The organism is Pseudoxanthobacter soli DSM 19599, assembly GCF_900148505.1.
Lineage (GTDB): Bacteria > Pseudomonadota > Alphaproteobacteria > Rhizobiales > Segnochrobactraceae > Pseudoxanthobacter > Pseudoxanthobacter soli.
This window is the reverse complement of sequence record NZ_FRXO01000003.1, coordinates 272,068-292,388: the sequence shown is the minus strand read 5'-3', so window position 1 is coordinate 292,388 and position 20,321 is coordinate 272,068. Positions and strand designations below refer to the sequence as shown.

The following is a 20,321-nucleotide window of genomic DNA, read 5'->3' as shown; positions in this document are numbered from 1 at the left end:
TATCCCTCTCGGGCTTTTCGCGACCTCGAACGCCGTTGAGGCGCCTGTCGTCCGGATCACACCGATCCGGCGGTGAGGTGCTCCAGCCCCGGCCGCACGGCCGGCACAGACCCTTTCGCCACGACATTCAAGACGGTTCCGCATGGCTCCGATCGACTTCCCGCCCATCGACCTCTCCAGGCTCACGGGATATGGCCGCACGCGCACCGAGCGCGCCGCCGAGCACCGCAAGGACGACGCCTATCTGGCGGAGCTCGCGGCGCGGCCGGATACCGGCTTCGTGCTCGTCGCCGACGACCGGGTCGTGGTCGGCGACACGCCGCTGACCATCGTGCGCTCCGCCGCCACGGCCAGCCGCTTCGCCATCGACCCGGCAGAGGCCGTTTTTCTCGGGATCGAGGAAGGCCACGGCCGCTTCGCCCTCGCCATCGACGGCGCGGCCGCGGAGGCAGCGGGCGAAACGGTGGCCGATATCCGCGGGCTCGCCTCGGAAGGGCGCCTCGCGCCCGACGAGCAGGGCCTCGTCGCGCAGGCGCGCAGCCTCGTCCACTGGCACCGCCATCACGGCTTCTGCTCGGTGTGCGGCGGCAGGACGCGGATCGCCGAAGGCGGCTACCGCCGCGACTGCACGAGCTGCGACGCGGTGCATTTCCCACGCACGGACCCGGTCGCGATCATGCTGGTGGTCGACGGCGAGCGCTGCGTGCTCGGCCGTCAGGCCCGGTTCGCGCCGGGCATGTATTCCTGCCTCGCCGGCTTCATTGAGCCCGGCGAGACCATCGAGGACGCCGTGCGCCGCGAGGTGCGCGAGGAATCCCACATCCGCGTCGGCCGGGTGCGCTACATGGCGAGCCAGCCGTGGCCGTTCCCGGCCTCGCTGATGATCGGCTGCCTCGCCGAGGCACTGACGGAAGAAATCCGCCGCGACGACGCGGAGCTGGAGGATTGCCGCTGGTTCCCCCGCGAGGAGGTGCGGCAGATGCTGGAAGGAACCCATCCGGACGGGCTGAAGGCGCCGGCGGGGTTCGCCATCGCGCACCATCTGCTGCGGGCCTGGGCGTTCTCCGACGTCGCCTCCGACGTTCCGGCCGGTTAGGCGGCGTCGCAGCGGCCGCCGGGCTGTGTCGGCTGGCCGCAGGCGGGGCGAAACGGGACGTCATCCAACTGTCATGTCGCGGTGATCAGGATCGCCCCGCGACGTCAGGGCAGGCATCGGGCCTGACCGGCGAGCGATCCGAGTGCGGCGGCAGCCGTGCCGTCCCAGAGGGACACATGGTACAGAAGAAAGACAGGCGCGACGCGCATCACGGTGCTGGAACCGGTGCCGCGACGCGTGCATCCACCCACGGCCGCAAGGCCGCGACGGGCGGGTCCGCTCACAGCGCCGCGCGGCCGGCGCCCGCGATGCACGGCGGCAAGCCGTCGCTGGACCGCAAGGCCACGCCGGCCGGAACCGCGATCTTCTTCACGCTGCTTGTCGGCGGCCTTTTGTTCTCCGCCTACTCGATCTATTCCGACATGGCCGCCACCGGCACCCAGCCGATCGAGGCCATGCCCTATATCCTGCTCGGCCTCGCGCTTCTGGTGGCGCTCGGCTTCGAGTTCGTCAACGGTTTCCACGACACCGCCAACGCGGTCGCCACCGTGATCTACACCCACTCGCTGCCGCCGCATTTCGCGGTGGTGTGGTCGGGCGTGTGGAACTTCATCGGCGTGCTGGTCTCCAGCGGCGCCGTCGCCTACGGCATCATCACGCTGCTGCCGGTGGAACTGATCCTCCAGGTCGGTTCGAGCGCGGGCATGTCCATGGTGTTCTCGCTGCTGATCGCCGCGATCCTGTGGAATCTGGGCACCTGGTATCTCGGCCTGCCGGCCTCGAGCTCTCACACGCTGATCGGCTCGATCATCGGCGTCGGCCTCGCCCACCAGCTGATGCAGGGCCCGGGCGCCACCTCCGGCGTGGACTGGTCGCAGGCCGCCAAGGTCGGCTGGTCGCTGCTGCTGTCGCCTGTCATCGGCTTCGTCGCCGCCGGCGCGCTGCTGCTGGCGATGAAGGCGACCATCCGCAATCAGGCGCTCTACAAGGAGCCGGACGGCGTCAATCCGCCGCCGTGGTGGATCCGCGGCCTTTTAGTCGTCACCTGCACCGGCGTGTCGTTCGCCCACGGCTCCAACGACGGCCAGAAGGGCATGGGGCTGATCATGCTGATCCTGATCGGCATCGTGCCCACCGCCTATGCGCTGAACCGCACCGTCGCACCGGAAGAGATCGCGCAGTTCCGCGCGCTCTCGGTGGTGACGCAGCAATCGCTGGCGCCCTATTCCACGGCGCCCACGCCGGTCGATCCGCGCGTCACGCTGTCGAACTACATCTCGAGCCGCACCTACACGTCCGCTGTGGTTCCGGCGCTCGTCGCGGTGATCGACGACATCAGCAAGACCGCGAACGACGTCAACGCGTTCGACAAGCTGCCGGCGACCGCGGCGAAGAACATGCGCAACGACATGTATCTCGCCTCGCAGTCGATCTCGGTGATGCGGCACTCCGGCAAGCCCGCCTTCGATGCCGACACCAAGGCCAATCTCGACGCCCTCGCGCGGGACTTCGATCAGGCGACGAAATATATCCCGCTGTGGGTCAAGGTCGCGGTCGCCATCGCGCTCGGGCTCGGCACCATGGTCGGCTGGAAGCGCATCGTGGTGACCGTCGGCGAGAAGATCGGCAAGACGCACCTGTCCTACGCCCAGGGCGGCGCGGCGGAGCTGGTGGCGATGACGACCATCGCCGCGGCCGACATGTACGGCCTGCCGGTGTCGACCACCCATGTGCTGTCCTCGGGCGTGGCCGGCACCATGGCGGCGAACCGCTCGGGGCTGCAGATGCGGACCCTGCGCAATCTCGCGCTCGCCTGGGTGCTGACGCTGCCGGCCGCGATCATGATGTCCGGCCTGATCTATTACGCCCTGCGCAACGTGTTCTGATCCCGGGGCGCCGTCTCCCTGCCGCCAAAAAGGAAAAGCCCCGCGTCCGGCCGGACGCGGGGCTTTTTCGTGAACGGGGAACGCTCAGGCGCCGGCGGCGATCTCGGCGTCGCTGAGGGTGCCCGGAACGATGGTGATGGGGATCGGGAAGGTGCCGGCGGCCCGTCCGGCGATGGCGGTGACCAGCGGGCCGGGGCCTTCGGTGTCGCTGCCGGCGGCGAGCACCAGAATGGCGATGTCGGTATCCTCGCCGATGAGCTTCATGATCTCCTCGGCGCGGCCGCCCTCGCGGATCACGATCTCCGGCTCGACGTGGGCGATGGCGCGGGCGCGCTCGGCGGCGCGCGCCATCAGCGTCTCCGCCTCGCCGAGGGCTTCGGCGCGCATCACCTCCTCGACCCCGAGCCACTGCGGCGCATCGGTTTGCGGCACGATGATGTGGAGGAGCACGACGCCGCCGGCGGTGCGCTCGGCGCGCTTGGCGGCATAGACCAGCGCCCGGTCGCATTCCGGGGTGTCGTCGATCACGACGAGGAACTTGCGGCGGTGGCCTTCGAGGAACGAACTGCGCGGTGCGGTCATGGCGGCGAGTGTGCCACCACCGCAGCGGGCGGACAAGCGAGCCGGCGGCACCGCCCGCCCTGAGAGCGGCCGCCCTGGGAGAGGCCGCCCCGAGAGAGGCCGCCCCACCTGCGGGCGGCCGGGACGGGCCGTCAGCCGCTGAAGCGGAACAGCATCACGTCGCCGTCCTGCACCACGTATTCCTTGCCTTCGTCGCGCGCCTTGCCGGCCTCCTTGGCCGCGGCCTCGCCGCCGAGGGCGACGTAGTCGTCATAGGCGATGGTCTGGGCGCGGATGAAGCCGCGCTCGAAATCGCTGTGGATCACGCCCGCGGCCTGGGGCGCGCGGAAGCCGCGGTGGATGGTCCAGGCCCGGGTTTCCTTCGGCCCCACGGTGAAATAGGTCGCAAGGCCGAGCAGGTCGTAGCCGGCGCGGATCACGCGGTCGAGGCCGGGCTCGGTGAGGCCGATGGTTTCGAGGAACTCCTTCTGCTCCTCCGGCGGCAGCTGGGCGATCTCGGCCTCGATGGCCGCGGAGATCACCACGCAGCCGGCGCCCTCGGCGCGGGCCTTCTCGACGACGCGGTCGGAGAAGGCGTTGCCGGTGGCGGCGGAGCCCTCGTCGACATTGCAGACATAGAGCACGGGCTTGGCCGTCAGCAGGTTGAGCATCTCGAACGCCTTGGCGTCGTCGGCGTCGACCTTCAGCAGCCGCGCGGGCTTGCCCTCGCGCAAGAGCTCCAGCACCGCGTCCATCAGCACGACCTGCGCCTTGGCGTCCTTGTCGTTGGCGGCGCGCTTCCGGAGCGGCACCACGCGCCGCTCCAGGCTCTCGAGATCCGAGAGCATCAGCTCGGTCTCCACCGTCTCGGCATCGGCGACCGGGTCGATCTTGCCCTCGACGTGGGTGATGTCGCCGTCCTCGAAGCAGCGCAGCACGTGGGCGATGGCATCGACCTCGCGGATGTTGGCGAGGAACTGATTGCCGAGGCCCTCGCCCTTGGAGGCGCCGCGCACCAGGCCAGCGATATCCACGAACGTCATGCGCGCCGGCACGATCTGGGCGGACTTGCCGATCGCCGCGATGCGGGCGAGGCGCGGGTCCGGCACGGCGACTTCGCCGGTGTTCGGCTCGATGGTGCAGAACGGATAGTTCGCCGCCTGGGCCGCGGCCGTCTTGGTCAGCGCGTTGAACAGGGTCGACTTGCCGACATTCGGCAGGCCGACGATTCCACATTTGAAGCCCATGGCGGTCCGTCTCTCGGTCGCGGATGCGCGGCGGGCGGAAGGCCGGCCCGTGCGCTCGAATGCTTGCTGGTTCCCGTCGCGGCGGGCCGCGTGGAAGGCCTTGGCCCGAACGCCGCGCGGGCACGCCTTTTCCCCGCTTCCACGCGGATGACGGCTGCCCCGGCGCGGCAGGTGTCCGGGCGCCCGTTCTTGGCCGCGCGCCGGGCGTTCCGTCAAGAGCCGTTTTGGAAAGCAGACAAATTGGGAACCAAGCCACAGGCGGCACGTTTTGTCCGCGGGATCACCGTTCTGAGATGTGAACGGTTCAGGTCTGTCAGGTGTCCTTAATTGAGACGCTAGAAACCAAGCACAGGAGAGTAAACGATGACGAACAAGTGGATGAACGCTGCGTCCGCCGCCGTTCTCAGCTTCGGCTTGATTGGCGCCCCCGTGGCCTTTGCGCAGGATGCCACCCAGAACGACACGCAGGTCGCGCCGACTGCGCCGATGAACAATCAGACCACGCCGATGGATCCGACGACGACCACGCCGCCGGCGGAAGTCAATCCGACCACGCCGGGCGCGCCGACCACGCCGTCGGTTCCCGCTCCCAACGACACGGCGTCGCTGATGCCGTCGATCCCGCTGAGCGACATCACCGGGTCGAACATCAAGAACTCCAACGGCGAGGACGTCGCCACCCTCGACACCGTGCTGATCCAGCCGAACGGCCAGATCACCGACGGCGTCGTGGCCGTCGGCGGCTTCATGGGCCTCGGCACCAAGAAGGTGAAGGTGGCCTGGAACGAGTTCCAGTTCAGCCCGACCGACCACACCCTGGTGCTGGCGAAGTCGAACGAGGAAATCGAGGCGATGCCGGAATATGTGGCGCCGGAGAAGCCCGCCGAGCGGACCAACTCCACCACCACCGATTCCACCGTGCCGGCCGCTCCGGCCCAGCCCGGAACGGGTGGCGTGACCAACTAAGGTCGCTATGCACGCTGCCGGCCGCTGGGCCGGCGGACGAGACCGGCCGGGGGCAATCGTCCCCGGCCTTTCTTTTTGTCGGGGGCGGGGACCTGACGCACGGCAGGCGTGTTCCTTACGCGATCTACTTGCGGCCGCCGAACAGCCTGGCGAGCCCTTCCGCGAGTGCGCCGCCGGCCTTCGAGGTCTTTGCAGCGGTATCGTCCTTGCCGGCAGCGGCGCCGGCGCCGGGGGCAGTCTCCCCCGCGCCGGGTTCGCCCGGAGCCGCCGTCCGAGGCCTGGCGTCGCGCGGGACCTGATCGCGCGGGGCTTGGCCTGGCTGGAGCGCGAGGTGAACGCGGTTGGCGAAGGTCGCGTCCTTGCCCTCCGCGAGCAGCGGGGCTTCCGCGGCCATGGCGTCGAGCAGGGGCGTAAGCCACGCCTCGTCCGCCTTGGCGAAGTCGTGCAGCACGTAGCCGTGGACGAGTTCCTTGGCGCCGGGATGGCCGATGCCGATGCGCACGCGGCGATAGCCGTCGCCGAGCTGCTGGGTCAGCGAGCGCAGGCCGTTGTGGCCGCCGTGGCCGCCGCCGGTCTTCGCGCGGAACTTGCCGGGCGGCAGGTCGAGCTCGTCGTGGAAGACGACGACGTCCTTGGCATCGACCTTGTAGAACCGCGCGGCCTCGCCGGCGGCGCGGCCGGATTCGTTCATGTAGGTCAGCGGCTTCATCAGAAGCACGCGCTCGTCGTCGAGGGTGCCTTCCGCGATCTCCGCCTGGAACTTCTGCCGCCACGGCCCGAAGCGATGGCGCTGATGGATGCGGTCGACCGCCATGAAGCCGACATTGTGGCGGTTGGCGGCATAGCGCGAACCCGGATTGCCGAGGCCGACCATGATCAGCATCGCGTGCCCTTCCCGGAAGATGGCGATCAGAGCCGTCGGCCCGATCGGAAAGCGCTCCAGAAACGAAAACGGCGCCCGACCGAGAACCGGGCAGGCGCCGCACTCATTTCGATGTCGGGTGCCGTCAGGCGGACGGGGTCTCTTCCGCCGCCGGCTCCTCGTCGGCCAGCACGGCCGGGGCGACGATCGTCGCGATCGTCAGGTCCTCGCCGTGGGTCTCGGCATGGGCGCCGGCCGGCAGCGTGAGCTGCGACAGGTGGACCGAGTCGCCGATGTCGAGGCCGCTGACGTCAACCGTGAGGGCTTCCGGAATGGCGTCCGCACCGACGTTGAGCGACACCGTGTGGGACACGATGTTCAGCACGCCGCCGCGCTTCAGGCCGGGCGAGCCCTCCTCGCCGGTGAAGTGCACGGGCACCTCGACGACGATGTGGGAATCGGCCGACACGCGCAGGAAGTCGACGTGGACCAGCGTGTCGCGGACCGGATCGAGCTGGTAGTCGCGCGGGATCACGCGGATCTTTTCCGAGCCCGTGTCGATCACGGCGATCGTGGTCAGGAAGCCGCCGGCATGCAGCTTCAGGAAGATTTCCTTGGACGGCAGCGCGATGGGAAGCGCGGGCTTGCCTGCGCCGTAGATCACGGCGGGAATCTTGTTTTCGCGGCGAAGTGCACGAGCGGCCCCCTTACCGACCCGATCGCGCACCGTGGCCACGAGCTCATAGGAACGAGCCATGGGACAACTCCAGATGCATTATGATCATGTCGCCGGCCGGCGAACCGTTCGCAAGCGGCCGGTGGTGATCGCCGGGCAAGGCGCCCGAACGATCGCGGCCACGCCTCCAGGGGTGCGTGACCGGGCGTTCTCATAGCGGCGAACGGGAGGAAAGTCCACCGAAAGTGGCGGCTTCTCTCAGTCGAACAGGCTCGACACCGACTTCTCGAGCGCCGTGCGGCTGATGGCTTCGCCCAAGAGCGGCGCCACGGAGATGTGGCGGATATTGTGGGCGGAGGCGACCGCCGGGGTGGCCTCGATGGAATCGGTGATGACCAGTTCCTTCAGCATCGAGGCCTCGACGCGGGTTACAGCGCCGCCCGACAGCACGCCGTGGGTGATGTAGGCCGTGACGCTCAGCGCGCCCTTGCGCATCAGCGCCTCGGCGGCGTTGCACAGCGTGCCGCCGGAATCGATGATGTCGTCCACCAGGATGCAGTCGCGGCCGGCGACGTCGCCGATGATGTTCATCACCTCGGATTCGCCCGGGCGCTCGCGGCGCTTGTCGACGATGGCGAGGGGGGCGTCGATGCGCTTGGCGAGCGCGCGGGCGCGCACCACGCCGCCGACGTCCGGCGACACCACCATGACGTTCTCGATGCCGTAGCGCTCCTTGATGTCGCGCATCATCACCGGCGCCGAATAGAGGTTGTCGACGGGGATGTCGAAGAAGCCCTGGATCTGGCCGGCGTGCAGATCGATGGTCAGGACGCGGTCGACGCCCGCGCGGGTGATCAGGTTCGCCACCAGCTTGGCGGAGATCGGCGTGCGCGGCCCCGGCTTGCGGTCCTGGCGGGCGTAGCCGAAATAGGGGATCACCGCCGTGACGCGGCGGGCGGAGGCCCGGCGCAGCGCATCGGTGATGATCAGGAGTTCCATCAGGTTGTCGTTGGCCGGAAAGCTGGTCGACTGGATGACGAACACATCCTCGCCGCGCATGTTCTCCTGGACCTCGACGAAGATTTCCTGGTCCGCGAAGCGCCGCACCAGACACTTGGACAGCGGGACGTCGAGATAGCCGGCGATCGCCTCGGCGAGCGCGCGGTTGGAATTGCCTGCAACGAGCTTCATGATGGTTAGACGCCTCCGAGCCGAGCCCCACGGCCGATCTGAACGGGCGCCCGTGCCGCGTGGCGACAGTCGGACGCGCGGTTCTCTAGCAATCCCCGTCCGCGACGACAACCGTCCGCCGCAGCAGGGCTGCCCGGCGTGACCATTTGGCCAGCCGCCCGGCGTCAGCGTCCGCTGAAGAGCCAGGCGCTGACGCTGAACATCGCCTTGAGCGCGATGGTCGTCATGGTGCCCGTGCTCGCGCCCGACCACGGGTCGCTGTAGGTGCCGCCGGCGGCTTCGTGGCCCACGATGCGGGTCGCGCGCCGGCCATCGGAATCGTAGATGTCGACGATGTAGTAGACCGTGCTGCCGCTGTCGTCGCCGACCGCGTTCATGTGGGTCTTGATCAGGTAGTTCGTCTTGGTATCCGGCGTGGTCGGGAAATTCAGTCCCTCCTGCCGGGCGCGGATATACATCTGCCGCAGGTAGGCGTCGCCGAGATTGCCGGGCACGCCGGTCGGCGGCGCCATCGCGAAGGTTTGGTAGCGGGCGACATCGAGCGCAGGCGGCGGCACCTGCGCCACCGGCTTCGGCGGAAAGCCGAGCGAGCCGCAGGCCGCGAGCGAAAGCATGGCGCACAGGATCGCCGTCGCCTTTGCAATCCTGCCTGCGCCCATGTCGTTCCTCTTCGCCTCAGCTCCCGCCGGTCCGGCGGCTCTCGGAGCCCGCCCGCCCGGGCCGGCTCGCATCCCCGTGTCTAATCGAACCGGCGCCGGTCTGCCAACGCCAAATTCCGTCCCGGCGGAACCGGGCGTCGTCCGAAGCCGCGCCGCTACTGGAAACCGACCTCGGTGAAGCTGCGGAGCTTGCGGCTGTGCAGCCGTTCCAGCCCGAGCGCGCGCAGCTTTTCCATCGCCAGAATGCCGATCTGCAGGTGCTGGTCCACCTGGCTGCGGTAGAACGCATCGGCCATGCCCGGCAGCTTGATCTCGCCGTGCAGCGGCTTGTCGGAAACGCAGAGCAGCGTGCCGTAGGGCACGCGGAAGCGGAACCCGTTGGCGGCGATGGTGGCGCTTTCCATGTCGAGCGCGATCGCCCGGCTCTGGCTGAAGCGCTGCACCGGCTCGCGATGGTCGCGCAGTTCCCAGTTGCGGTTGTCGATGGTGGCGACGGTGCCGGTGCGCATGATGCTCTTCAGGCTCCAGCCGACGAGGCCGGTGATCTCGCCGACCGCCTGCTCCAGCGCGACCTGCACCTCGGCCAGCGCCGGCACGGGGATCCACACCGGCAGGTCGGCGTCGAGCACGTGGTCCTCGCGCACATAGCCGTGGGCCAGCACATAGTCGCCGAGCCGCTGGGTGTTGCGCAGGCCGGCGCAGTGGCCGAGCATCAGCCACGCGTGGGGCCGCAGCACCGCGACGTGGTCGGTGATGGTCTTGGCGTTGGACGGGCCGACGCCGATATTGATCATGGTGATGCCGGCGCCGTCGCGGCGCTTCAGGTGATAGGCCGGCATCTGCGGCAGCCGGGTCAGCGCCTCGCCGCGCACCGCGCCGCCATGGCGGATGTTGGCGGTCTCGCGGTTGCCGGGCTCGACGAAGGAATCGTAGCCGCTTTCCGGATCGGCCATGGTCGCGTGGGCGTGCAGCACGAACTGGTCGATATAGAACTGGTAGTTCGTGAAGATGATGTAGTTCTGCACGTGCTCCGGGCTGGTGCCGGTATAGTGGCGCAGCCGATGCAGCGAATAGTCGACCCGCGGGGCGGTGAACAGCGCCAGCGGCCGCGGCTCGCCCGGCCGCGCCTCGTGGGTGCCGTTGACGATGCTGTCGTCCATCAGCGCGAGATCGGGCACGTCGAACACCTCGCGCAGGTTGCGCAGGCGGTCGGCCGTCAGCGAGGCCTCGATGTGGATGCCGTCGGGATAGGCGAAATGGATCGGGATCGGTGTCGACGAAATCCCGACCTCGATCGGCTGGCCGTGATTGTCGACGAGCTGGCGGAACTGCTCCAGCAGATAATGATCGAACAGATCCGGGCGGGTGATCGTGGTGCGGTAGAGCCCGGGCGACGAGACGAAGCCGTAGGACAGGCGCGTGTCGACCCGGGCGAACGAATGGGTGGCGAGGCCGACATAGGGATAGAACGCCCTGACGCGCCCTTCCGGCATGTCGCCCTCCGAGAAGGCGCGGAAATGCCGCCGCAGATATTCGAGTTCGCCGTCATAGAGCGCCTGGACGCGCTCCAGCGCGGCTTCCGGCTCGAGAAAGGTTTCAGGACGGGGACGGCTGGCCGAAATCGGGTTGTTCATGGACACCGGCGTTGAATGGAGCGACGACAGGAGATTAAGCACGATCCCCGGGGCGTGGGAACCGGAGCCGGCATCATGCGCCGCAAACATGGCACGATCCTGAAGGTGACGCCGGCAGGGCGGATGCGGCCCGCGGGATATGCGCAAGCTTTTGAATCTAGAGCGAATTCTGGTCGATCTGATGTTGCCATCAGATCGGAAAGCGCTCCTAAAGCCGGCCGGCCTCGATGATGCGCTTCAGGAAGGCGCGGGTGCGATCGTCGTGGGGGTCGCCGAAGATCTGCTCGGGCGGGCCTTCCTCGTGGACGAGGCCGGCGTGGAGGAAGCAGACCTTGTCGGCCACCTCGCGGGCGAACCCCATCTCGTGGGTGGCGAGCATCATGGTCATGCCGTCGGCGGCAAGATCGCGCACGATGTTCAAAACCTCGGAGACGAGCTCCGGGTCGAGCGCCGAGGTGATCTCGTCGAGCAGCAGCACCATCGGCCCCATCGCCAGCGTGCGCACGATGGCGACGCGCTGCTGCTGGCCGCCGGACAGCCGGTCGGGATATTCTTTGGCCTTGTGGTCGAGGCCGATGCGCTTCAGGAGCGTCATCGCCTTTTCCTCGGCCTCGGCCCGGCGCTGGCCGAGCACCTGCATCGGCGCGAGGATGACGTTTTCCAGCACCGACATGTGCGGGAACAGGTTGTAGCCCTGGAACACGATGCCGACATCGCGCCGGAGGGCGTTGAGGTCGACGCCCGGTCCCGTGACGCGGTCGCCGTGCAGGCGGATTTCGCCGGCCGCAATGGTCTCCAGCCCGTTGATGCAGCGCAGCAGCGTGGACTTGCCGCAGCCCGACGGGCCGATCAGGCACACCACCTGGTGCGCCTCCACGGCGAGATCGATGCCCTTCAGCACCTCGAAGTCGCCGTAGCGCTTCACCACGCCGTCGATTTCGATCAAAGCCATGACGTCATCCCGCCCGCATGCGGCGCTGTTCGCGTTCCAGGAGCCGGTCGACGAACCGGGCCTGGGGAATGGTGATGACCACGAACAGGAACGCCACCGTCGTCACCGACGACAGGTTGAAATGGTTGCTCGCGACGATCTTGGCCTGGTTGAAGGCATCGATGGCGCCGATGACGTTCACGAGCGCCGTGTCCTTCTGCAGGCTGATGAAATCGTTGAGGAGCGGCGGGATAATGCGCCGCACGGCCTGGGGAACGACCACGAAGCGCAGGGTCTGGCCGTAGGACAGGCCGAGCGAGCGGGCGGCGGCGGTCTGGCTCTGGTGGATCGAATCGATGCCGGAGCGGTAGACCTCGGCCACATAGGCGCCGTAGGTGAGCGTCAGCGCCAGGATGGCGTACCACGCCTGCGGCAGGTTGCCGATGATCGGCAGGCCGGTGAGCGGCAGGCCGAACCCGATGAGATAGATGGTGATGATCGCCGGCAGGCCGCGGAACACGTCGGTATAGACGGTGGCGAGCCAGCGGATCGGCCGGCCGGCCTCGCCGGGCAGGGTGCGGGCGATGGCGATGACGAGGCCCCAGACCAGCACCAGCACCTCGGCGACGAGGAAGATGGTGACGTTCATCCAGAACGCGCCCGCGACCAGCGCGAACGATTCGGTGATGAGCTTGATCTGGAAGAAGGTGTGGGCGACGGCGGCGCCGTTGGCGACGAAGAAGAAGCCGAGCCCGCTCATCGCGAGCACGGCGACCGAATAGCCGACCGCGCACCAGGAGGCGTCGTGGGCGGCGGCGCCGAGGGTGCGCGCCTCCACGAGGTTGCCGGCCGTGCGCGCCTGCCGCGACAGCCGGAGCCCCCGCGCGGCCGGCAGCGCCAGCAGCGTGGTGGCGAGCGCGCCGACCAGGAGGAAGCCGTCGACCGCGAGCGAGCCGAAGCCAGACGCGATCACGGCGCCGCGGATCATCACCAGCACCGCGACCGCCGCGGCGAAGGCGACGACCGCGAACAACGCGCCGACGGCCGAAAGGGCCCGGTAGGTCCGGGCGGGGGAGGGAGCGCGCCACTTCAGGTCGCGCTCCCCAGCATTGCCGGAGATCAACTCCGCCATGAGCCGGCGCCGCTTCCGACGTCAGTTCTTGAAGGTCGGAATGCTGGTCGGGTCGATGCCCCAGGCCTCGGTCAGGTATTTCGAGGCGAGCTTCTTGGTGGTGCCGTCGTCGATCAGGCCCTGGATGATCTCGTCCAGCACCTTGGCGTTGGGGGAGTTCTTCGGATAGATCGCGCCGTAGGTCTCGCCGGTGTTGTACTGGCCGATGACCTCGAACATGCCGTTGGAGACGGCGGCCTGGCCGAGCACGATGGCGGTGTCGGTCATCGCGGCGTCGATCTGGTTCGCCATCAGCGCGGTGAACATCGACGGGGTGTCGGGGAACACCTTGGCCGCCTTGGAGGGCTTCAGCACCTCGTCGACGAAGGTGGCGCCGGTGGTGCCCTGCTGAACGCCGATCTGGGCATCCTTCATGGTCTTGGCGTCGAGGGAGGTTCCCTTCTTCACCAGCACGCCGACATCGGAGGAGAAGTAGGGCACCGAGAAGTCCACCACCTTCTTGCGCTCGTCGGTGATGGAGATCTGGGACAGCGCGAGATCGAAGTCCCGGGTCTGGCCGGCGACGAGCGCGTCCCACGCCACGTTCTTGACGCCGACCTTATCGAGGCCCGCGCGATAGGCGATGTTGGCGCCGAGGCAATATTCGTAGCCGTCCTTGATGGTTTCCGGCGTGTCGCCGTTCCACCAGCCCGGCGCCGGCAGGTTGACCTCGACGGTGAGCTGGCCGGGCACGGCGGGCGTCAGCGAATACTGTCCCTTGGTGCCGCTGACCTCGCAGTTGCCGATCATCTCGGCGGAGGCGCCGGCGGAGGCGAGGATGCTCGCGGCCGTGGCAAGGGCGAACGTGACGGCAAGGCGCCGGCGGGGAGCGTTCTTCATCGATGGACCTCGGTTTTCGCGCGGCCGTTGCGTCGGCCTTCTGGAAGGTGAGGCGAATGCTAGAACGATTACCCGACGTGCGCCATCGGAAGATGTATCGTTTGCACCGGTTCTCCCGGCTTGGCCGGCGAGAGGCGATCAACGTGACGCGATCAACGTGACGCGATCAGGCCGGCGCGATCAGGCCGGCCTGCAATCGGGCTTCGTGCCGGGCAGCGGCGCCGCCGCGCTCATCCCGCGTCGAGCGCGATCGCGGCGACGAGGCGGCCATAGTCCGGCTCGCCGCGATGGGTGGCCCGGCGATAGGAATAGAATCTCGCCTCGTCGCCGTACGTGCAGAGGCCGACATCCCCGGCGGTGCCGACCCCGGCCGCGGCGAGGCGGCGGCCGATATAGCCGGGCAGGTCGAACATGGCGTGACCCTCGCGCGCCGACGGCGTGAAGAAGGCGGCGTTGCCGGGATCGGCGGCGAGGAAGCGGGCGGAGAATTCCGGGCCGACCTCGTAGGCCGCGCGCGAGATGGTGGGGCCGAGCACGGCGACGATCTGGCCGCGCCGGGCGCCGAGGGCTTCCATCGCCGCGACGGTCGCCTCCAGCACGCCGCCGAACGCGCCCTTCCAGCCGGCGTGGGCCGCGCCGACGACACCGGCGCCGGCATCGGCGAACAGCACCGGGCCGCAATCGGCGGCCGAGACCCCGATGGCGATCCCCGGCCGGTTCGAGACCAGCGCGTCGACCTTGGGGCCGTCGCCGGGCGCCCAGGGTTCCTCGACCGTGAACACGTCCGGCGAGTGCACCTGATAGGGCGTGACGAACCGCCCGGGCTCGACGCCGAGGGCGCGGGCGACGCGGGCGCGGTTCTCATGGACCGCCGCCCGGTCGTCGCGCGAGCCGAGGCCGGTGTTGAGGCTGGCATAGAGGCCTTCCGACACCCCGCCCTCGCGGGTGAAGAATCCGTGGCGGATGCCGGCGAGCCGGCCGAGTTCGGGAGCGACGATCAACGGAAGCGAGCCTCGTTGCGGATGGAGACGGCGTCAGCTTCGGGCCTCATCTGGCCGGGATCATGGCGTCTCGCGGTGAAAGCCGGGCACGGCGGCGGTCGGCACGCCCGGCTGCGTCACGGCCATGACCTTGAACAGCTTGCCCATTTCGCGGGGGCCGGCGAGGCGCTCCACGGCGGTGCGGATCGCCTGCTGCACCTCGGCTCCCTTGCCGGCGCCGAGATGGCCGGCGCGCTGGAGAAGGCCGGCGGCCGTCAGGAACTGGCCCTGTTCCAGCGGGCCGTGAACCGCGGCGCCGGCCGCCGCCGCCGCGCGGGCGAGGGCGGCAAAATCGACGTGGGCCGTCAGGTCCGCGAGGCCGGGCTCGGCCAGCGGATCGACCGGCTGGTGGGCCTTCACCGCCTGGAAGGTGTCGCCGACGGCGCTGCGGACATGGCCGTAATCGATCACGAGGGCGAGACCGCCGTGGGCGACGATCCGCGACGCCAGCGCCGTCATCGCGGCGGTGGAGGCGGTCGACGCCTCGAGAATGGCGCCGTCGCGGACCGGATGCAGCTCCGGCGGCAGGCGGCTGTGGTCGAGCGTGCTGGCGCCGAGGCCGAAGGCGAGGCCGCCGGCCGGACCGAGGCCCACCACGCGCTCGCGCCAGACGCCGCCGGTGGCCACGAACTGGCGGATCGGCAGGGCGTCGAAGAATTCGTTGGCGACGACGAGCAGCGGCCCTTCCGGCAGGCTTTCGATGCGGTCGTGCCAGCGCGGCAGGCGGCCGGACGGCGCGATGGTCCGGGCCTGGGCGGCCCGCAGCGCCGGGCTGGTCTCGACGAGGTGGACGTCGAGGGCCTCGGAGAGTTCCGGCTTCAGCCTGACGACGCGCAGGATGTCGGCCATCAGCGTGCCGCGGCCCGGGCCGAGCTCGACGAGGTGCACGGGCGAAGGCGCGCCGACCGACTGCCAGCCTTCGACCAGCGCGGCACCGACGATCTCGCCGAACATCTGCGAGATCTCCGGCGCGGTGACGAAATCGCCGGCCGTGCCGAACGGGTCGCGGGTGAAATAATAGCCGTCGTCGGGATCGCCGAGGCAGATCGCCATGTAGTCGGCGACCGTGATCGGTCCGCCGACGGTGATGAGGTCGGCGATCCGGGCCGCGAGCGGGCGCCGGGGAGCCGTGGGCGGGTTGCCGGCCGCCGTCATCGCCGTTCCCCCGAAGCACGCGGCGCGACGCCGGGCAGCGGCTTGCCGCGGGCCCACAGGATGGCGGCGATCCCGGCCGCGACCATCGGGATCGACAGCAGCATTCCCATGGTCAGCCCGCCGGCGAGGAAGCCGATCTGGATGTCGGGCATGCGGAAGAACTCCGACACGATGCGCGCGAGCCCGTAGCCCGCGGCGAAGGTGCCGGCGGTCAGGCCCGGCCGTTCCAGGCCCTTCAGCCGGTGGGTGACGAAGCGCAGCACCAGAAACAGCACGATACCCTCGAGCCCGGCCTCATAGAGCTGGCTCGGGTGGCGCGGCTCGGGGCCGGCGAACGGGAACACCACCGCCCAGGGCACGTCGGCCGGGCGGCCCCAGAGCTCGCCGTTGACGAAATTGGCAAGGCGCCCGAAGAACAGCCCGAACGGCGCGGCGGCGCCCGCGAGGTCGAACATCGTCCACATCGCGAGGCCGCGGGCGCGGGCGAACAGCACCATGGCGATGACGACGCCCATGAAGCCGCCGTGGAACGACATGCCGCCGCTCCACACCACGGGGATTTCCCATGGGTTCTGCAGGAAATAATCGAGATTGTAGAACAGCACGTAGCCGATGCGGCCGCCGAGGATGATGCCGATGGTGGCCCAGAACACGAAATCGTCGATGTCGGCCGGCACCGGACGGGGCGTGGCGCCCCACAGCCGGTCGGCCCGCACGAGGCGCTTCATGTACCACCAGGCGAGCAGGATGCCGGCGATATAGGCCAGCGCATACCAGCGGATCGCGAACGGTCCGACCTCGATCAGCACGGGATCGATCGCTGGAAAAGGCAGCGCAAACAGCATGAAGAACCAATCCCGTTGGCGACGCGGGCGGCGGTCCGGCACGGCGGCTGCGAACGCGGACCGGCGCGGGAGCCGGATCGCGCGGCATCCTAGAGCATGATCCCGAAAAGTGCGAAGCGGTTTTCGGACGGGACCATGCGGCTGGGAAGACCGGCATGATCCCGAAAAGTGCGAAGCGGTTTTCGGACCGGTGGCGCGTTGATGCCGTCAGGCGGCGATCTCGCGGCGGACCTCGTCGGCGAGCTTCAGGCCGAGCCCGATCATGATGAGGCCGGTCGCGCCGTCGAGCCAGCGCGCGGCGGCGGCATAGGACCGGCGGACGGCGGCGGTGGAGAACGCCACGGCGACGAAACCGTACCACAGGAACGCCAGCGACAGGATGACCGCGACGAGGGCGACCTCGAAGCCGAGCCCGATGCGGGCGGGCAGCACCACCATGAAAACGGACGTCCAGAACACGGCCGACTTGGGATTGGTGAGGTTGGTGAGAAGGCCGAGCACGAAGGGAGAGCGGCCCCGCGGGGCTGTCGCGGCCCGCCCTTGCGCGGCCCCGGCCGGCCCGCGCCAGCCGGCGAGCAGCATCCGCACGCCGACGAACACCAGATAGGCCGCGCCGACGAGCCGGAGCAGCCGGTAGACGTCGCCGGCCTGCTGCATCAGGAGGCCGATGCCGGCGAGGCTCAGAACCAGCCAGATCAAGGTGCCGGCCGCGACGCCGGCCGCCGCGGCGAGCCCGGCGCCCCGGGACCGGCCGGCGGCGACATGGCCGACCAGCATCATGTTCGGCCCGGGCGTCGCGGCGGCGGCGAGATAGGTGGCCGCGATCACCGCCAGAGGCGCGAGGGCGGACGGCAGGACGGAGGCTGAAGCGGCAATCGACATCGGTGCAGCGGACGGTTCGCAGGGCGGCTGTTGAGGCGCGGCTCGCCGTTCGGGTGCCGGACAGGCGATTTGCGGGACGGTGCGTTGCCGCGATGGGCCTTCGACGCCGCCGCCGGTGCACTATATAATGATTCCGAAAGCGGTCGCACGTTTGTGTGCCGCCGGATTGGCCGCGGCCTTGACCCGCGAACCTGGACCGACGCGATGTTCATTCAGACCGAAACGACCCCGAATCCCCAGACGCTGAAGTTCCTTCCCGGCCGCGAAGTGCTGGGCGAGGGCGTGCGCGAATACCGCTCCGCCGGTGAGGCGGCCTCTTCCCCGCTCGCGAGCCGCCTGTTCGACGTCAACGGTGTGTCCGGCGTGCTGCTCGGCACCGATTTCGTCGCCGTGACCAAGGACGAGATCGACTGGCAGCACCTGAAGCCGGCCGTGCTCGGCGCGATCATGGAGCACTACCTGACCGGCGAGGCCGCCATCGCCGACGAGGCTTCCGAGGACGACGAGGGCGAGTTCTACGATGCGGCCGACGAGGAAGTCGTCGGCATGATCAAGGACCTGATCGAGGAGCGCGTGCGCCCCGCTGTCGCCCAGGACGGCGGCGACATCACCTTCAAGGGCTTCAAGGAAGGCATCGTCTATCTGACGATGCGCGGGGCGTGCTCGGGCTGCCCGTCGTCCACGGCGACGCTGCGCCACGGCATCCAGAACCTGCTCCGGCATTATGTGCCGGAGGTGGAAGAGGTACGCTCGGCCTGACCGGCGCCGGGAGGGGCGCGTGGCGGTCGACGGGGGGCAGGCGGCCGGAGCGCCGGGCGGCATCAGGGCGTGGCTCGCCGGGCTGACGGCGCAGCGCCTGCGGCTCGCATCCGGCCTCGTGCTGTTCGCCTTCGTCCTCACCCATTTCCTGAACCACGCGCTCGGCATCGTCTCGCTTGAGGCGATGGAGGCGGTGCAGGAGGTGCGCGCCGGTTTCTGGCAGTCCGTGCCGGGGATGGTGCTGCTCTGCGGCGCGGCGGCTATCCACATCGGGCTCGCCCTCGGCAAGACCGCGCGCCGGCGCACCCTCGCGATGCCGTTCTGGGAAGCCGCCCAGCTGCTGCTCGGCCTCGCCATTCCCTTTCTCCTCGCCGGCCATGTCGTCGGCACCTTCGTCTCGCGGCTGAGATTCGACGCGCCGGACGAATACAGCTCCGTGCTCGGCAGCATCTGGGCCTCGACCGCGGTGCTGCAGAGCCTCGCGATGTTGGTGGTGTGGGCCCACGCCATGATCGGGCTGCATTACTGGCTGCGCGGACGGGCGTGGTACCAGCGCTCGCTGCCGGTGCTGTTCGCGTTCGCGGTGACGCTGCCGCTCGCCACCGAATGGGGCTGGACCGATGCCGCACGCCGGCTTCCGCCAGGCCCAGGGCCTGAGCGCGCGCGCCTCGGCAACGCCTTCGTCGAGTGGAACGAGCACAACACGTTCGCGGTCCGGGCGGGTTTCGCGGCGCTGCTCGGCGGCGTCGCGCTTGCGATCGCCGCGCGGCGGCGCGATCCGACCGGGCGGCGTTCGATCGCCGTCACCTTTCCGGGCGGCCGCGTCGTCCGCGTCGTGCCGGGCGCGACGCTGCTCGAAATCGCCCGCGAACGCGAGATCGCCATCGCGTCCGTCTGCGGCGGGCGGGCGCGCTGTTCCACCTGCCGCACCCGTATCCTCTCCGGGCTCGAGGCTCTGCCGCCGCCGAGCGAGGCCGAGGCGGCCGTGCTTGCCCGTGTCCATGCGCGCCACGGCGTGCGGCTCGCCTGCCAGATCCGTCCGGCCAGCGATCTTTCGGTGGAGCCGCTGCTGCCGGTCAAGGCGGGGTGGGATGGCGGGGCGCAGGTCGAGGACGCGTTCCACTGGGGCGTGGAACAGACGGTGGCGATCCTGTTCGTCGACATGCGCGGCTTCACCAGCCTGTCGGAAAACCGGCTGAGCTTCGACGTGGTTTTTCTGCTCAACCGCTATCTCGACGCGATGGCGCGGGAGGTGCGCGAGGCGGGCGGTCAGGTCGACAAGTTCATCGGCGACGGCGTGATGGCGATCTTCGGCATCGGGCAGGGCGTTCAGGCCGGCAGCCGGGCCGCGCTGGCGGCGGCCGCCGGCATGGGCCGCGCGCTGGTGGAGCTGAACCGCGAGTTCGAGGCGAGCCTCGGCCAGCCGCTGCGCATCGGCGTCGGCATCCACGCCGGGCCGGTCATTCTCGGCCGCGTCGGCGAGGCGGGCGGGCGCGAGGCCGCCTCCATCACCGCGCTCGGCGACACCGTCAACACCGCAAGCCGGTTGGAAACCATGACCAAGACCTGCGGCGGCGTGGTGGTGGCCTCCGCCGCCGTCGTCAGGGCCGCCGGTGCCGACGCAACCGGCATCGAGACCGTCGAGGTGCCGGTGCGCGGGCGCCGCTCGCAGATGCGGGTGTGCGTGTTCAAGGAGTTCGCCGCGGTCGAGCAGGCACTGGCGGCCTCTGCGGAAACCGGGCAGGGCTCGAAGCTCTGAGCCTATCCTTTTCGATCTGACCGGTTCGACCTCGAACGGGACAGGCTCCAGAGCGCTTTCCGATCTGATGGAATCATCAAATCGACCAGAAATCGCTCCAGATTCAAAAGCTTGAGCCTATCCTTGTCGTTCAGATCGATCCGATCTGAACGGGACAGGCT

Annotated in this window: 19 protein-coding genes; 5 read left to right on the top strand and 14 right to left on the bottom strand. The window is 69.3% G+C overall.

The annotated features are described in order from the left end of the window. The first annotated feature begins 142 nt into the window (after window positions 1–142). Window positions 143–1,096: an NAD(+) diphosphatase gene (gene nudC / locus BUF17_RS08940; RefSeq protein WP_073627745.1), complete on the top strand. Its 954-nt coding sequence runs from the start codon at window positions 143–145 to the stop codon at window positions 1,094–1,096. 308 nt (window positions 1,097–1,404) lie between these two features. Further along, window positions 1,405–2,982 carry an inorganic phosphate transporter gene (locus tag BUF17_RS08935; RefSeq protein WP_073628247.1) on the top strand — a complete coding sequence of 526 codons (1,578 nt, stop codon included), beginning with the start codon at window positions 1,405–1,407 and terminating at the stop codon, window positions 2,980–2,982. Window positions 2,983–3,066: 84 nt separating this feature from the next. Here BUF17_RS08935 and BUF17_RS08930 read toward each other — a convergent pair whose 3' ends face one another. Together BUF17_RS08930 and ychF are read right to left on the bottom strand one after the other, a co-directional pair. Continuing rightward, window positions 3,067–3,564: a universal stress protein gene (locus BUF17_RS08930; protein WP_073627743.1), complete on the bottom strand. Its 498-nt coding sequence runs from the start codon at window positions 3,562–3,564 to the stop codon at window positions 3,067–3,069. A gap of 131 nt (window positions 3,565–3,695) precedes the next feature. Next, on the bottom strand, window positions 3,696–4,790 hold the full coding sequence (ychF, locus tag BUF17_RS08925; protein WP_073627741.1) for a redox-regulated ATPase YchF: 1,095 nt from the start codon (window positions 4,788–4,790) through the stop codon (window positions 3,696–3,698). Window positions 4,791–5,153: 363 nt separating this feature from the next. Between ychF and BUF17_RS08920 the strand changes: the two genes are divergently transcribed. Continuing rightward, entirely contained in the window at window positions 5,154–5,756 is a 603-nt protein-coding gene (locus BUF17_RS08920; protein ID WP_073627739.1) for a PRC-barrel domain-containing protein, read from the top strand. Window positions 5,757–5,880: 124 nt separating this feature from the next. Here BUF17_RS08920 and pth read toward each other — a convergent pair whose 3' ends face one another. From pth to BUF17_RS08860, 12 genes are all read right to left on the bottom strand, one after another. After that, complete coding sequence (gene pth / locus BUF17_RS08915; protein ID WP_073627737.1) at window positions 5,881–6,639, bottom strand: aminoacyl-tRNA hydrolase; 759 nt, start codon at window positions 6,637–6,639, stop codon at window positions 5,881–5,883. A 124-nt stretch (window positions 6,640–6,763) separates the two neighbouring features. Beyond that, window positions 6,764–7,375 (bottom strand): 50S ribosomal protein L25/general stress protein Ctc, encoded by a 612-nt coding sequence (locus BUF17_RS08910; protein ID WP_073627735.1) that lies wholly within the window; start codon window positions 7,373–7,375, stop codon window positions 6,764–6,766. A 177-nt stretch (window positions 7,376–7,552) separates the two neighbouring features. Then, the gene (locus tag BUF17_RS08905; protein ID WP_073627733.1) at window positions 7,553–8,485 is read right to left on the bottom strand and encodes a ribose-phosphate pyrophosphokinase; all 933 of its coding nucleotides are present in this window, start codon (window positions 8,483–8,485) and stop codon (window positions 7,553–7,555) included. 164 nt (window positions 8,486–8,649) lie between these two features. Continuing rightward, window positions 8,650–9,144, bottom strand: a complete 495-nt coding sequence (locus BUF17_RS08900) for a hypothetical protein (protein ID WP_073627731.1) — start codon at window positions 9,142–9,144, stop codon at window positions 8,650–8,652. A gap of 155 nt (window positions 9,145–9,299) precedes the next feature. Beyond that, the gene (locus BUF17_RS08895; protein WP_073628245.1) at window positions 9,300–10,778 is read right to left on the bottom strand and encodes an AMP nucleosidase; all 1,479 of its coding nucleotides are present in this window, start codon (window positions 10,776–10,778) and stop codon (window positions 9,300–9,302) included. A 208-nt stretch (window positions 10,779–10,986) separates the two neighbouring features. Continuing rightward, on the bottom strand, window positions 10,987–11,730 hold the full coding sequence (locus tag BUF17_RS08890; protein ID WP_073627729.1) for an amino acid ABC transporter ATP-binding protein: 744 nt from the start codon (window positions 11,728–11,730) through the stop codon (window positions 10,987–10,989). A 4-nt stretch (window positions 11,731–11,734) separates the two neighbouring features. Further along, window positions 11,735–12,841, bottom strand: coding sequence for an amino acid ABC transporter permease (locus BUF17_RS08885; protein WP_073627727.1), 1,107 nt, complete (start codon window positions 12,839–12,841; stop codon window positions 11,735–11,737). A 21-nt stretch (window positions 12,842–12,862) separates the two neighbouring features. After that, entirely contained in the window at window positions 12,863–13,720 is an 858-nt protein-coding gene (locus BUF17_RS08880) for an ABC transporter substrate-binding protein (protein ID WP_073627725.1), read from the bottom strand. A 230-nt stretch (window positions 13,721–13,950) separates the two neighbouring features. Then, the gene (gene pgeF, locus BUF17_RS08875) at window positions 13,951–14,721 is read right to left on the bottom strand and encodes a peptidoglycan editing factor PgeF (RefSeq protein ID WP_073627723.1); all 771 of its coding nucleotides are present in this window, start codon (window positions 14,719–14,721) and stop codon (window positions 13,951–13,953) included. Window positions 14,722–14,781: 60 nt separating this feature from the next. Then, entirely contained in the window at window positions 14,782–15,915 is a 1,134-nt protein-coding gene (locus BUF17_RS08870) for a class I SAM-dependent methyltransferase (protein ID WP_073627721.1), read from the bottom strand. Further along, window positions 15,912–16,760, bottom strand: coding sequence for a prolipoprotein diacylglyceryl transferase (gene lgt / locus BUF17_RS08865; protein ID WP_073627719.1), 849 nt, complete (start codon window positions 16,758–16,760; stop codon window positions 15,912–15,914). Before lgt ends, BUF17_RS08870 begins: the two co-directional genes overlap by 4 nt. Before the next feature lie 207 nt (window positions 16,761–16,967). Beyond that, window positions 16,968–17,642 carry a LysE family transporter gene (locus BUF17_RS08860; RefSeq protein WP_073627717.1) on the bottom strand — a complete coding sequence of 225 codons (675 nt, stop codon included), beginning with the start codon at window positions 17,640–17,642 and terminating at the stop codon, window positions 16,968–16,970. 204 nt (window positions 17,643–17,846) lie between these two features. On the opposite strand from BUF17_RS08860, the gene BUF17_RS08855 reads away from it, so the two are divergent. Both BUF17_RS08855 and BUF17_RS08850 read left to right on the top strand, forming a co-directional pair. After that, on the top strand, window positions 17,847–18,401 hold the full coding sequence (locus BUF17_RS08855; RefSeq protein ID WP_073627715.1) for a NifU family protein: 555 nt from the start codon (window positions 17,847–17,849) through the stop codon (window positions 18,399–18,401). 19 nt (window positions 18,402–18,420) lie between these two features. Next, complete coding sequence (locus BUF17_RS08850) at window positions 18,421–20,160, top strand: adenylate/guanylate cyclase domain-containing protein (protein ID WP_175563660.1); 1,740 nt, start codon at window positions 18,421–18,423, stop codon at window positions 20,158–20,160. Window positions 20,161–20,321: the final 161 nt, after the last annotated feature.